The organism is Bacteroidetes bacterium endosymbiont of Geopemphigus sp., assembly GCF_002904345.1.
Classification (GTDB): domain Bacteria; phylum Bacteroidota; class Bacteroidia; order Flavobacteriales; family Blattabacteriaceae; genus GSPS2-BC2016.
In genome coordinates, this window is sequence record NZ_PEIH01000005.1 from 330770 (window position 1) to 343832 (window position 13063).

Genomic DNA, 13063 nt, shown 5'->3' on the forward strand with positions numbered 1-13063 from the left:
CAGATAAATTTTCTTCTGAAGGCTGTCACGCTCCCTTATGTATTGTACTTTTTTTGTTTGCAATTTCAGTCCTAATTAGAAATCAATTACTATTTATGAACAAATTCACTGAAACAGGCTTGAACCCTCAAATCATCAACGCACTCGATGAGTTAGGCTTCCAGTTGCCCACTCCCGTACAGCGAAAATCGATTCCTTATCTACTGAGCTCTGAAGGCGATCTTATTGCTTTAGCGCAGACAGGAACTGGAAAGACTGCCGCTTTTGGACTACCGCTTATACAAAAAATATCGTCCGATCAGAAGGGGCCTCAAGCCCTTATACTTTGTCCTACCAGAGAGCTGTGCTTACAAATCACTCAGGATTTTCAGCGATTTGCCAAATATCTTCCCCATATAAAAATCACCCCGGTTTATGGAGGTGCCAATATAGAAACGCAGATTAAAGCCTTGCAGAGAGGCTCGCAAATCATTATCAGCACCCCCGGAAGGCTCGTAGATTTAATTCGTCGCAAAAAAATAAATCTCTTAGATATTTGTTATTTGGTACTTGATGAAGCTGATGAAATGCTTAATATGGGATTTAAAGATGAACTGGACGCTATTATCCATGAACTTCCTTCTAAACGCCAAACCTTATTATTTTCTGCCACCATGTCCGGAGACATGAATAAGATTGCAAACGACTATCTCACGGATCCGTTTGAAATCAGCACTGGAAAGCGTAATGTAGGCTCAGATGATGTAAGACATATCTATTATATGGTAAATAGCCAAAACAGATATCTGGCACTTAAACGTGTTGCTGATATAAATCCTGATATATATGGCATAGTTTTTTGTCGTACTCGCAGAGAAACCAAAGAAGTAGCCGATCATTTGATTCGGGACGGTTATAATGCTGACGCTCTTTACGGAGATCTCTCACAAGCACAGCGTGAATCAGTTATGGGACGCTTCAGGGAAAAACGTTTGCAATTGCTCGTAGCTACTGATGTGGCTGCGCGTGGATTGGATGTAAATAATATAACACATGTAATTAATTATAACCTTCCTGATGATAATGAAACATATGTACATCGTAGCGGACGTACCGGGCGTGCCGGGAATCAAGGGATTTCCATCTGTATCATTCATTCCAGAGAGCGCAGACGCCTGAAAGAAGTAGAGCAAAAAATAGGAAAGAAATTTGAATATGCCCCCGTGCCTACAGGTCGGGAAATATGCGAAAAACAACTTTTTCATCTCGTTAACAAAACTACTGAAGTGGTAGTGGACGATCGTTCTATAGAGATTTACTTGCCGATGATTTATGAAAAACTGGTAGGCTTTGATCGTGAAGAACTCATCAAGCGTTTTGCTTCAGTAGAATTTAACCGTTTTCTTTCTTATTATAAGAATGCGCAAGATATTAACCTGGCGTCTGGCTCAGACCTCGCAGAACGCCCCTCGTACCGACGAAGTTCGTCATCAGGTTTTTCAAACCTATTAATAAATATAGGCGCTAAAGACGGCCTTACGAAGCTCGATCTTATAGGACTTATCAACAAAGCTACCCGCACGCGAAACATTGATATTGGAAACATAGAAATTGCAGGTAAAAGTTCATTTTTTGAGGTCGATAGCGCTTATCAAGAAAAGGTAATATCCGGACTTAATCAAATGATATATCAAGGAAAAGGTCTCTCTGTGGAGTTCAAAAGCGCCAGTGAATCTGCATTTTCCAGAGGAAAGAGAACCTATAGTGGCGGCAGCTCGGCAGCTTCCGGACGAAAAAGGTCACGTATAAGCAGCTTTTCAAAGCGTTGATATTTAACGATGAGCTATAATTTTCAATTTTTATCACATGGCGGGAAATACCTTTGGAAAGCTTTTCAAACTCACTAGTTTTGGAGAAAGTCATGGAGCGGCGATAGGAGGCATCATAGAAGGTTGTCCCGCTGGGATCGCACTGGACTTCCAAGAAATTCAGTGTGAGCTCGATCGTCGTCGTCCCGGACAATCGAATATCGTTACCCAGCGTCGAGAATTGGATCAGGTATATTTTTTATCAGGAATTTTTAAAGGCATCACTACAGGTACGCCTATAGGTTTTGCTATTTATAATGAAGATCAGAAATCTCAGGATTATCAACATATCAACAATTCTTATCGCCCTTCACATGCGGATTTTACTTATGAGAAAAAATATGGCATAAGAGATCACAGGGGTGGAGGGCGCTCATCGGCGCGTGAAACAGCTGCCCGGGTAGTAGGGGGTGCCATTGCCAGGCAGATACTCAGTGAGATACGCATTAACGCTTTTGTTTCTTCTGTAGGACCTATTAAGTTAAGCAAGTCGTATGAAGAGCTAGATCTTTGCCATATTGAAGATACACCGGTGCGTTGTCCCGATGTAAAAACTGCCGCAGAGATGATTGATCTTATCAGAAAAGTCCGAAAAGAGGGTGACACTCTAGGAGGCACGGTAAGCTGTATAGTTCAAAACGTTCCCATAGGCTTGGGTGAGCCTGTTTTTGATAAACTTCATGCTGACTTAGGCAAGGCTATGCTTTCGATCAATGCTGTAAAAGGCTTTGAATATGGCAGCGGTTTTTCCGGAACACAAATGCGTGGCTCTACTCATAATGATCTTTTTCAGAAAGGTGGAAATACCACGACTAACTTTTCAGGCGGTATACAAGGAGGCATTTCCAATGGAATGGATATCTATTTTCGCGTAGCTTTTAAGCCCGTAGCCACCATTATGCGAGAGCAAAATACTATTGACCATCATAACAGGTCGGTTTCGATTAGGGGAAAAGGTAGGCATGATCCTTGTGTAGTTCCCAGGGCTGTACCTATTGTAGAAGCTATGGCAGCCCTTGTTTTGGCGGATCATTGGCTTTTTCAAAAAATTTCTCGAAATTAGAACAACGAAAATCGTTTCCATATGAAAAAGAATCATTGATAAAGGATTTTTCCTCTGTAGCTTCCCAAAGCGGTCAGCTTTTGGATCAAGCTATAAAAGGTAGTTTCACTTCTGAAAACTACAGCTGGAAATTAAAAACCATGAACGCAACTATTATGGATGTTTCTCAGCTAAAAGAAAAAATACTTCTGTTATCATTCTAGAAATTTCCCTGTAAAGAATGTATAGATCGTTTTAAGCTTTTGCAAAATTTAAAGGGTAACTTTTTTGATGATTTTTAATTTCATGCAAACAAGGGTTATACCTTGTCTGTATATATTATCCTTCAGGAGCTGATAAAGGATTCCAATTAAAAACAAAGAGAACGTTCCGTTTATTACAATAGATCAAAAAAAACCAATGAATTCCACACAACTGGGATGGAAAAGCTTCTGAGAAAGAACGAAAAGAAATCACTCAAAGATTCGATGAGCTGATCAATTCCTGAATGTAAGAATGCGCCCAATCCTTATCACGATTATAGGTCCCACGGCTGTCGGAAAAACTTCCCTTTCTTTAGATTTGGCTAAAAAGTTATCCTGTGAGATTGTATCTTATGATGCGCGTCAATTCTACAGGGAACTTAAAATAGGTACATCCCCTCCGGATGAAAAGGCTCTTAAGAGTGTCAGGCATCATTTTATCGGGCACTTAAGTATTTATCAAACCTATACATCAGGGGATTTTGAAAAAGAGGCTCTAAGGAAATTAGATGAGCTCTTTGCTAAGTATTCAACTGTTCTTATGGTGGGCGGCTCCGGGCTTTATGAAAAAGCGCTTATTCAAGGTTTGGATATCTTCCCGGAGGTTCCTTTAGAAATTCATAAGGCGTTGCATGAGATTTTTAAGAAAAAAGGACTTGCACCTTTACAAAAAGAGCTTAAGCATTTTGATCCGTTTTATTATCACCAGGCAGACCTTTATAATCCTCAGCGGCTTATCCGCGCGCTCGGAGTGATCCGAGCCAGCGGTCAGCCCTTTTCCTCTTTCAGAACGGGTCTGAGGACCCGACGCCCTTTTCGTGTGATTAAAATCGGTTTGCATCTTTCTCGCCAGGCGCTTTATTTACGCATTAACAAACGCGTAGATCAAATGATCCAGGAAGGACTTTTGCAGGAAGCAAAAACCTATCATCCTTATAAGTATTTAAATCCCCTGCAAACGGTGGGCTATAGAGAACTCTTTTCTTATTTCGAGGGGCTTAGCACTCTGGAAAACGCTATTGAGGAGATTAAAAAAAATACCCGACGCTATGCTAAGCGTCAACTCACCTGGTACCGTAAAGATCAAGAAGTGAATTGGTTTTTTCCTGATCAAAAAGATGAAATTTTAAACTGTATCACAAGGTTTATTGAGAGTGAGAATTTTTGATATCACTGACAAAGTGTCTTGGAGTATTTATATGGTACGGCCTTTGTCGGCATCTTAAAGGGATAGAATCTATAAATTTATCAAACTATGACCAACGGAACCATTAACGTTACGGCGGAGAATATATTTCCGATCATTAAAAAATTTCTTTATTCAGATCACGAGATTTTCTTGCGAGAGATTGTTTCCAACGCTACCGACGCCACTCTTAAACTCAAAGCTCTTGCTGAATTTGGGGAAGCGGATAAAGAAGAGAGCGAGTTAAGAATTGAAGTTAAAATCGACAAGGAAAAAAAAACCTTGCATGTCCTTGATCAGGGCATCGGGATGACAGCTGAGGAAATAGAAAAGTATATCAATCAAATCGCTTTTTCCGGCGCGGAGGAATTTGTTGAAAAATACAAGGACAAAAGCGATAAAGCGCAAAGTATTATCGGACATTTCGGCCTGGGTTTTTACTCAGCCTTCATGGTGGCTGACAGGGTAGAAATCTTTAGTAAATCTTACAAGGAAGCTCCGGGAGTATATTGGAGCTGTGATGGTTCTCCAAAGTTCACCCTTAGAGAAACTACCGATAAAAAAGAACATGGAACTGAGGTGATCCTGCATATCAATCAGGCGGAGAGCAAGGAATTTATTGAAGAACAGCGTATTCGCGAATTGCTCGACAAATACTGTAAATTTATGCCTGTGCCCATTAAATTTGGCGAGCGCGAGGAAACAAAAAAGACAAAAGATGATAAGGAAGAAAAAATAAAGGTAGATGATATTATTAACGACCCCACGCCTGCTTGGACTAAAAAACCGGATAAACTTAAAGAAAAAGACTATAAAAACTTCTATCGCACCCTTTATCCTATGCAGTTTGAGGAGCCCCTATTTTGGATTCACCTCAATATAGATCATCCTTTTCATCTGACGGGAATTCTCTATTTCCCTAGGTTGAAAAATCAAGTTGAAGTTCAAAAAGATAAAATTCAACTTTATCAAAATCAGGTTTTTGTCACCGATAATGTCGAAGGTATCGTGCCGGAATTTCTGCATTTGCTTCGCGGTGTTATCGATTCTCCGGATATTCCCCTGAACGTATCGCGCTCTTATTTGCAGGCCGATGCCGCGGTGAAGAAAATTTCAGGTTATATCACTCGTAAGGTGGCCGATAAACTAGAGAGCCTTTTTAAAAATGACCGTGAGGATTTTGAAAAGAAATGGGAAGATAGCAAGATCATTATCGAATATGGGATGCTAAGTGAGGATAAATTTCTTGAAAAAGCTCAAAAATTTGCCTTGTACCCCAATACAGATGGCTCTTATTTCACTTTTGGTGAATTTACTGAAAAAATTAAATCTTATCAAGAAGATAAGGAGGGTAAGCTTGTATATCTATACACCTCACACAAAGAGGAGCAATATAGTTATATTCAAAGCGCCAAAGCTAAAGGATATGAGGTTTTACTCCTGAATAGCCCATTAGCTCCACACTTAATTCAAAAACTAGAAGGAGTGCATAAGAATATTTCTTTTGTGCGCGTAGATTCCGACTCTATAGATAAATTGATTAAAAAAGAAGAGAATACCTTGTCAAGGTTGGCTGAAAATGAGAAAGAAGATATTAAAAAGCTCCTTGAAGAAAATATCGATCAGCAAAAATTCACCCTGGTGTTGGAAAATTTAGACAGCCATGAGGCGCCTTTTATCATTACCATTCCAGAGTTTATGCGTCGAATGAAGGAGATAAGTCAGACAGGTGGAAGTATGTTTGGCATGAGTCAATTACCTGAGGTATATCATTTGATCGTCAATACCAATCACGAGCTCATCAGGAAAATACTAGATCAAGAAAATCGAGAGTATAAAAAGCAAATGATCAACAATGCTTTAGAATTGGCTATGCTTTCTAAAAATTTACTTCACGGAGAAACTTTGAGTCGGTTTGTTTCCCGCTCTTTTGAACAAATGATTTCCTAAAAAGACCCTTTTCTAAAAGGGCCTTTCGATTATTTTATATTATACTATATAATATACTTCTTACTGTGCTTTTTAAGCTCTAATGGATACTTTCAGGTCAATATCGTCCTTGATGATTACATCGGCATATTGAGCTTCATATATCAGTTTGAAATCTCTGCGGTTTATAGTAATTTTGTCCGAAAAAAATGACAATTGACCATTTTCAAGCAAATAGTTCCCTTTAAAAATACCAGGTTTGGTAATGGCTTTGATAGTAATATCTCCCGTAACTTGTAATGGATGATTTTGATCATTGCTTGCTTTTATTTTCCTTATTTGCAAACTAGCAATGGGAAAATTTTTTACGTCGAAAAAATCTTCGCCTTTTAAATGATTTTCAAGGTTCTTTTTCTCCTTGGGATCTTTCTTTAGATCATCTGACTCTATAGTCTTGAGATTTACGTTAAACGAACCACTTATTAACTGATGATTTTTATTTAACATAAAATAACCATCTCTAAGCTTCGCGGTTCCATAATGTGAAGTAGATTCAGTTTTAAATAATTTATATCCCCGCCAATTAGTGTTAGAAGCTTTTTTAAGCACTTCATAGCGATCCTGGGCAAAAGTTATAGAGGAAATTACAAGTCCTAAAGTAGGAAAGCAATTTTTTTCATAAGTTCTTATTTTGATAAATCGCAGCAAAATTAGCAATATTTATTTTCACTATAAAATAAAATAATTGATTTATAGTCAATTCCTTCGATATTGGCTTAATATTCAAATAAACGGCACATTTGTAAAAACTTAAAGGACGTTCATGCTTTTTATATAATGAATTCATTATGCTTGTGTCGAGTAATCCGCTTTTTTTCTAGGAAAAATCGATTTAAAAACTGGATAACTCGTTGGGACATTAAGCCCGCGTAAGTGACGATAGTTTAGAAGATGATTAGAAACTAAAAATATGAAATTCATAGGAATTAACCTAGATAAAAGTTCATTTGTGGCAGCTTTTCCTTAGATTCACAGAGAGTCAAATAACCTTATCTATGCTCAACCACAAGCAAAACAATCGCTTCGCTCATATATAATATACAGTGACCAAAACCGATCAAGAAGACGTGCGGCTTATAGCGCTCTCTATGGAGAAAAGATGCGTCCTGCCCCCTACAATAGATAAGTGTTAATGTTTTTTTTCTGTAACTAATTCCAAATTTCGTTGCCCTACTTCCGTATCATTTTTGTACTCTATTTCTCTTCAAAACGTTTCTGATCTGAGAAAATGCTTTTGTCCACTAGCAATGTCATTAGGGATAAAAATACCGTCACCTTTTCGCTTGGGAAGGAAGAATTGATAATGATTTTTAATGTTTTCTGATTTTAATCCATATACCATCGGAAATAGATTAATTCTATAATTATCGTAATTATTTATTTTTTTATACGATCTCCATTTCCTACAATCCTTTCAATATCTTCCCCTGATTTTTCTCCTCGAATCTATTTTTTATTAATAGTATCTGCAGATACTCCCGTCTTATCTTGGACTCTTTTCCTAAGACCTTCTCTTTTTCTCATTTTAACAGCTTAAGAGAAAAGCAACTTTAACAGATTCTTTTTTAAAAAGTCGCAGAAATTTTACTTGCATAAAACCCTTAACTCCTTTAAAAATTTTTACAGGTTTTTTGCAAGAAAAGCTACACCTATGCTTATGCCAAGGCTGATAAATATTCCTGCATAAGAGGCTTAGATTGGAATAAATAATGGCAAGAGAAAAGAAAATGCAATCCCTGTAGCTATCGTGATTCCGATGGTTTTTAAACTAGGAAGAGGGAATGGTATATACTTTAGATTTTATAAATTCCCAGCCCTTATTAATTTTACTTTAGCTTTTTTCAATCCTTTCTTTTTTTATTTATCCTGATGTTCTATTTCTAGCTTAAATCTGTTTGGATGGGGGAGTTTAATGACGTTATTTTTTCATTTAAACGAGCATTTATACCTTCAATATCATCTTTATTTTCTGCAATGGAGTAAATATTTTTTTTCATTATCAATTGTTTGTTGCTGTACTTTTTAAGCAATATAACTTTACGGTTAGGTTTGTGTAAACCTAATTAATTTTTCATTTAATAAATAAATTTTTAATATTAACTATTTATTAATATTATTATTACAATAAATATTTTATCTCCCCTGAAATGGAAAGGCCCCTTAATAAAAGGGTTTATTTTTGGAAAGAGAATTTTTTATAAAATATCGTGGAAAAAATTATTTGGGCAGAAGAATTAGGTCTTTCGGATTATCTGGAGACCTGGAAGTATCAAAAGCAATTGTTTCAGAAGCTTATCGATAAAAAACGTAATCCTTCCCAAGTTCGCTTTTCTCCTTTTAAGGAGCCTTTGGGTTATCTTTTATTAACCGAACATCTGCATGTTTATACTTTGGGAAAGAGCGGTAAAGATAGCCATCTTTTGCTTTCTCCTGATCTTTTAAAGAGAATAGGGGCCAATTTTTATCGAATTGACAGGGGAGGGGATATTACTTATCATGGTCTAGGACAGTTGGTAGTTTATCCCATTTTGGATCTGGAGCATTTTTTCATAGATATCCATAAATACTTACGTTCTCTGGAAGAGGTTGTCATCCGTCTTTTAGCCGCCTACGGATTACAGGGCGAACGATCACCGGGAGAAACAGGCGTGTGGCTTGATGTAGGTAAGCCTTCAGCACGCAAGCTCTGCGCCATAGGAATTCGCGTAAGCCGCTGGGTAAGCATGCATGGACTAGCGCTTAACGTAAATACCGATATGAGTTATTTTAAGTACATTATCCCTTGCGGCATTCAGGGAAAAGGCGTAAGTTCAATGCAATGGGAACTTGATTATGTCCCTTATATGCACGAAATCATTCAAAAATTTAAGACTATTTTCCAAGAGGTCTTCCAGGCTTCTTGCCTTCCAAAACCTTCTTCAGATGATTTTATTAAATAAATCCCGGATTCCGGGATAGGTATTTTCAAGAGCCTTTTCCACTTCTTGGGGTGTTTTCCAAAGCGCTTTTAAAATACCTTCTTCTTTTTGAGGCACAGGAATTTGAGCGGAATTTGTGTACATATCAAACCAATATACGGTTTTGAGTATATGATTTTCTGCTTTATAAATGTGATAAGTGCTCTTAAGAGTTTCTGTTATTTGCAGCTTTGCAATACCACATTCTTCGCTTACTTCACGTAAGGCAGCTTCTGCTGGGCTTTCTCCAGTCTCTATTTTTCCTTTGGGTAAGTCCCATTTACCATCCCGGTAGATAAAAAGTATTTTCCCTTCCGCGTTGCGTACGCGCCCTCCTGCCGCTTGTATATGAGGAAAGTGATTTTGTAAAGCTTCTAATACTTCATCTACCGGAAAGTGATAAATATTGAGTCCTTTAAGAGTTCCGTTTTCTAAAACGCTTACAGCTTGTGAAAAAATTTTAGTGGAGAGAAAGGCAATATTATGAAATTCCTCTATAGGATAATTATTTAAAAATATAGGTTTATTATTGATAAAAATCATGTACATTTACTTTACGATTAACTACATATGTATAATATATAACTATAATTAAAAAATCATTAAAATAACAGAAAAAAATGTGCAAGAAAAAAATCACCTCTCGAGGTATATGAACTCTGTTCTTCAGCAAAGAATTTTAAAGGCCTTCTACCCTTCTATGGTCAAATCTTTTGAAAGCGGTGATGACGATGAACTTCGTTTCCCCATTTTTGGTATACTGCAGATCAGCTTAAAAGTGATTGAGCACACTCTATATAAAAAAGTGGTGATGAGATCTTCTAACAAACATCCGGGGTGGTTCTTACGATGAACATCACAGGCCGTGGTGAGAACGAAAACAAAAGCAATATAAATTTCGAAGGAAACTTAAGTATCATGCCTAAATCTATGGCATTTATATCCTTCATTTTGCCGAAACAGTTATCTAATTTACTGAAAAGCCTATTGAAATGTTTATAGATCGTTTGACCAATAAAATAGGGAAGCGCTTTGAGGCTTGACGAATTTTTTACTTTATAAGTTCACGATAATCTTTGGCTAATTGATCCAGGTCGTTATAGGAGGTTTGAATGCCATTTGCAAGATTTTTTATTAAAATAGTTTTTTCGTTGATTTCTCTTTCTCCCATGAGCGCCACCCAATATGTTCCTTTTTTATTGGCATATTGAAGTTGTTTGTTCAATGGGATAGCTTCAGGATACAATTCTGAAGGGATGTTTTTTTTTCGAAGAGCCTTGATCTCCCGCATGGACTGGAGCGCCTCCCGTTGGCCGAAATTGACAAAAAGAATAGGAAGCTTCTCTATTTTTCCTCTCTCAAATAGCTCAAGGGTTTCCATGGCGAGATAAATTCTGTCAAGACCAAAGGATATACCTACGCCGGGAAAATTTTTTACGCCAAAGACTCCCGTGAGCTCATCATAACGTCCACCGCCGCCTATAGAATAGGAAGCTCCGACTTCGGGCAGCACCTCGCATATGGTTCCGGTATAATAATCCAGGCCACGTGCGAGTTTTCCGTTAAAACGCAGTTTTGCGTTTTGCATCCCGAGTTCTCGCGATTTTTTCCAGAGAAAATTCAGCTCACTTAAGGCGTTTGTTCCTTTTTCAGAACTGACAAGGAGTTGAGAGAATTTACTTAAATGGTAATCAAAATCCGCATTTTCTTTAAAAAGCGGCTTAAGTTCATTAAGAACTTTTTCAGGAATTCCTTTCTCGAGCATTTCCTGGTGTGCCTTTTCAGCCCCGATTTTATCCCATTTATCCAGGGCGTTGATAAAGATTGGCCAATGTTGTCCTATGCCTGCCATCTCAGCCAAGGCAACTAAGAGCTCTCTATGGTTGATTTGAATAACCACCGGTAATCTAAGTTCTGTAAATACAGAATCGTAAAGCTGTAATAGCTCTACTTCTTGCCAAAGCGAACGAGAACCTACCACATCAGCATCACATTGGTAGAATTCTCTGAAGCGTCCCTTCTGGGGTCTGTCGGCTCGCCATACAGGCTGTATCTGATACCTCTTAAAAGGAAAATTAATATCGTTTCTATGCATGATGACATAGCGCGCAAAAGGCACTGTTAGATCATACCGTAAGGCTTTTTCAGATATTTCAGGTAACAAAGCGCGTGTGCTGAAATAATCTGAAGTAATATGCTTTTCCTCATCAAAGTGCTCGAGAGAATTTTTCATAAAATCCCCAGATTTTAGGATTTTAAATATCAAACGCTCACCTTCTTGGCCATATTTTCCAGTAAGCACCGAAAGGTTTTCAAAGCAGGGAGTTTCTATAGGGGCAAAGCCAAATATCTCGAAATGTTTTCGGATAATATCCATAAGATAATAACGTCTGCGAAGTTCTTGAGGTGAAAAATCGCGAGTGCCTTTTGGAATACTTGGTCTTTGCATGCAATGGATTTTTGCAAAAATGAAGAAAACTATTTTAGAATGGAAATTTCTCGCGATTTTATTTTTTTAAAGTTTTCTGATATAAAATAAAATTACTGGTTATCAATCTAATAAATAATAAAACTCCTTTAAGTTTTGGCAAGCGACTTTATATCATCGTTGTGACTAATGAGAAATCCTTTGAGGTATATGCCGATCTTCAAAAGTTGCCTGTGGTCTTTTTCTCAGGAGGCGGATAAGCATCGCGGACCTAATAAAAATATTGATTTCCCTATACGTTTTCTTATCTTATAGTTTTTCAGGCAATAAAGGAGGGTTTTGGGTCCGATGCGCCCATTGTGGTGATGAGCGGAAGACACCTAGATCTAGATTGGGATTTTATAAAAAATTTTTCCTGCAGATAGGGTATTTATCACCCCCTGAAAGGGGTGCTTTTGAAGATGTAAAAGACAGGACATGGAAGGTCCTCGGAGGAGAAAACTATCGCATAATGGTAGAGGATCTTCCCAAGATATCGGCTAGCATGATCAGAAAAGCTCTGGATGAGAAAGATTTAAACAAGCTTAAAAGTTTTTTAACGTCCGGAACTTGCCATGCTTGAAAAGTATCAACATATCTAAAATCACTCAAAAGAAAAAAACTGCAAAACCCCGGAGGCCTTTTTTTTGCGAGGAGCGTAGGATGTTTTATCGGCAATAATTGTTCAAAGGTTTCGCTATGACGGCATCTGGTTAATCGGGCTTGGGATTTCTCTCTCGAAAAGGGGCGTGTCCGATGCTAAGTGTAATTACTCTTACGGAGCTTACCAATTGAGGTAAGCCGAAATATAACTACCTGTTCCTATTGCCTTCCGATAGTAGTGGACATGGATTGCGGCTACGGAAATGCGCTCAATGCGTTTTACTACTCCAAGGAGTAGTAGCTCCTGCGTGCCAGCGCTCAGGGAGAGGGAGTATGTATTGAAGGTAATAGTCTTTTTTTGAAGAAAACGGCATGGCTAAATGTGCCATAGAAAAAGCTTATGAGAAGGGAGAAATTTCTTTTAAAAACCTATTTCCTGTGATCTTTATCCGGTACGTATAGAAAAAATACACTGATTTTGTAGCGGTTAATTATGATCGCTAGCACATTTGTAATCCTGCTTGTACTCTGTGGGCACTTCTTTACAACTTCCACTTTATCGATTTCTTAAAGAGGCTCTTATGCGGAATTTTGGCTCGGATTGGTATGAACAATTAGCAGCCTATGCTCAGCAAGAGAATACATATCTAAGCTAAAATATGTAACTCATCCTCTTTGATTTATTTTACCCAGAGAAGGTAGGTCCAGA

12 protein-coding genes are annotated in these 13063 nt (G+C 37.8%); 9 read left to right on the plus strand and 3 right to left on the minus strand.

Annotation, left to right across the window (positions count from 1 at the left end; translation table 11 throughout):
* Window positions 1-95 precede the first annotated feature (95 nt).
* From CS842_RS02810 to htpG, 5 genes are all read left to right on the plus strand, one after another.
* Window positions 96-1808, plus strand: coding sequence for a DEAD/DEAH box helicase (locus CS842_RS02810; RefSeq protein ID WP_103327377.1), 1713 nt, complete (start codon window positions 96-98; stop codon window positions 1806-1808).
* A gap of 37 nt (window positions 1809-1845) precedes the next feature.
* Entirely contained in the window at window positions 1846-2910 is a 1065-nt protein-coding gene (gene aroC / locus CS842_RS02815) for a chorismate synthase (protein ID WP_103327378.1), read from the plus strand.
* A gap of 35 nt (window positions 2911-2945) precedes the next feature.
* A complete protein-coding gene (locus CS842_RS06835) occupies window positions 2946-3113 on the plus strand; it encodes a hypothetical protein (RefSeq protein WP_195909849.1) in 168 nt (55 codons plus the stop codon).
* A gap of 292 nt (window positions 3114-3405) precedes the next feature.
* Window positions 3406-4320 carry a tRNA (adenosine(37)-N6)-dimethylallyltransferase MiaA gene (gene miaA, locus CS842_RS02825; protein ID WP_103327380.1) on the plus strand — a complete coding sequence of 305 codons (915 nt, stop codon included), beginning with the start codon at window positions 3406-3408 and terminating at the stop codon, window positions 4318-4320.
* 87 nt (window positions 4321-4407) lie between these two features.
* The gene (gene htpG / locus CS842_RS02830) at window positions 4408-6288 is read left to right on the plus strand and encodes a molecular chaperone HtpG (RefSeq protein ID WP_103327381.1); all 1881 of its coding nucleotides are present in this window, start codon (window positions 4408-4410) and stop codon (window positions 6286-6288) included.
* A gap of 72 nt (window positions 6289-6360) precedes the next feature.
* Here htpG and CS842_RS02835 read toward each other — a convergent pair whose 3' ends face one another.
* Window positions 6361-6975 carry a YceI family protein gene (locus tag CS842_RS02835; RefSeq protein ID WP_195909850.1) on the minus strand — a complete coding sequence of 205 codons (615 nt, stop codon included), beginning with the start codon at window positions 6973-6975 and terminating at the stop codon, window positions 6361-6363.
* Window positions 6976-8534: 1559 nt separating this feature from the next.
* Between CS842_RS02835 and lipB the strand changes: the two genes are divergently transcribed.
* Window positions 8535-9266 (plus strand): lipoyl(octanoyl) transferase LipB, encoded by a 732-nt coding sequence (gene lipB / locus CS842_RS02840; protein WP_103327383.1) that lies wholly within the window; start codon window positions 8535-8537, stop codon window positions 9264-9266.
* On the opposite strand, the gene CS842_RS02845 is transcribed toward lipB, so the two are convergent.
* Window positions 9246-9827 (minus strand): NUDIX hydrolase, encoded by a 582-nt coding sequence (locus CS842_RS02845; RefSeq protein WP_195909851.1) that lies wholly within the window; start codon window positions 9825-9827, stop codon window positions 9246-9248. The genes lipB and CS842_RS02845 overlap by 21 nt on opposite strands.
* A gap of 109 nt (window positions 9828-9936) precedes the next feature.
* Here CS842_RS02845 and CS842_RS02850 point away from each other — a divergent pair, with 109 nt between their 5' ends.
* A complete protein-coding gene (locus tag CS842_RS02850) occupies window positions 9937-10137 on the plus strand; it encodes a hypothetical protein (RefSeq protein WP_103327385.1) in 201 nt (66 codons plus the stop codon).
* Window positions 10138-10335: 198 nt separating this feature from the next.
* Here the strand turns inward: CS842_RS02850 and hisS are convergent, their stop codons facing one another.
* On the minus strand, window positions 10336-11733 hold the full coding sequence (hisS, locus tag CS842_RS02855; RefSeq protein ID WP_103327386.1) for a histidine--tRNA ligase: 1398 nt from the start codon (window positions 11731-11733) through the stop codon (window positions 10336-10338).
* Between the two features lie 370 nt (window positions 11734-12103).
* Between hisS and CS842_RS02860 the strand changes: the two genes are divergently transcribed.
* Window positions 12104-12334, plus strand: a complete 231-nt coding sequence (locus CS842_RS02860) for a hypothetical protein (protein ID WP_103327387.1) — start codon at window positions 12104-12106, stop codon at window positions 12332-12334.
* A 541-nt stretch (window positions 12335-12875) separates the two neighbouring features.
* Complete coding sequence (locus CS842_RS07140) at window positions 12876-13010, plus strand: DUF3109 family protein (protein WP_241518423.1); 135 nt, start codon at window positions 12876-12878, stop codon at window positions 13008-13010.
* The last annotated feature ends 53 nt before the right edge of the window (window positions 13011-13063 follow it).

Bases quoted from the DNA above. Each gene is read 5' to 3' on its own strand.
- CS842_RS02810 (WP_103327377.1), top strand. From the start codon at position 96: ATGAACAAATTCACTGAAACAGGCTTGAACCCTCAAATCATCAACGCA.
- aroC (WP_103327378.1), top strand. From the start codon at position 1,846: ATGGCGGGAAATACCTTTGGAAAGCTTTTCAAACTCACTAGTTTTGGA.
- miaA (WP_103327380.1), top strand. From the start codon at position 3,406: ATGCGCCCAATCCTTATCACGATTATAGGTCCCACGGCTGTCGGAAAA.
- htpG (WP_103327381.1), top strand. From the start codon at position 4,408: ATGACCAACGGAACCATTAACGTTACGGCGGAGAATATATTTCCGATC.
- CS842_RS02845 (WP_195909851.1), bottom strand. From the start codon at position 9,827: ATGATTTTTATCAATAATAAACCTATATTTTTAAATAATTATCCTATA.
- CS842_RS02850 (WP_103327385.1), top strand. From the start codon at position 9,937: ATGAACTCTGTTCTTCAGCAAAGAATTTTAAAGGCCTTCTACCCTTCT.
- hisS (WP_103327386.1), bottom strand. From the start codon at position 11,733: ATGCAAAGACCAAGTATTCCAAAAGGCACTCGCGATTTTTCACCTCAA.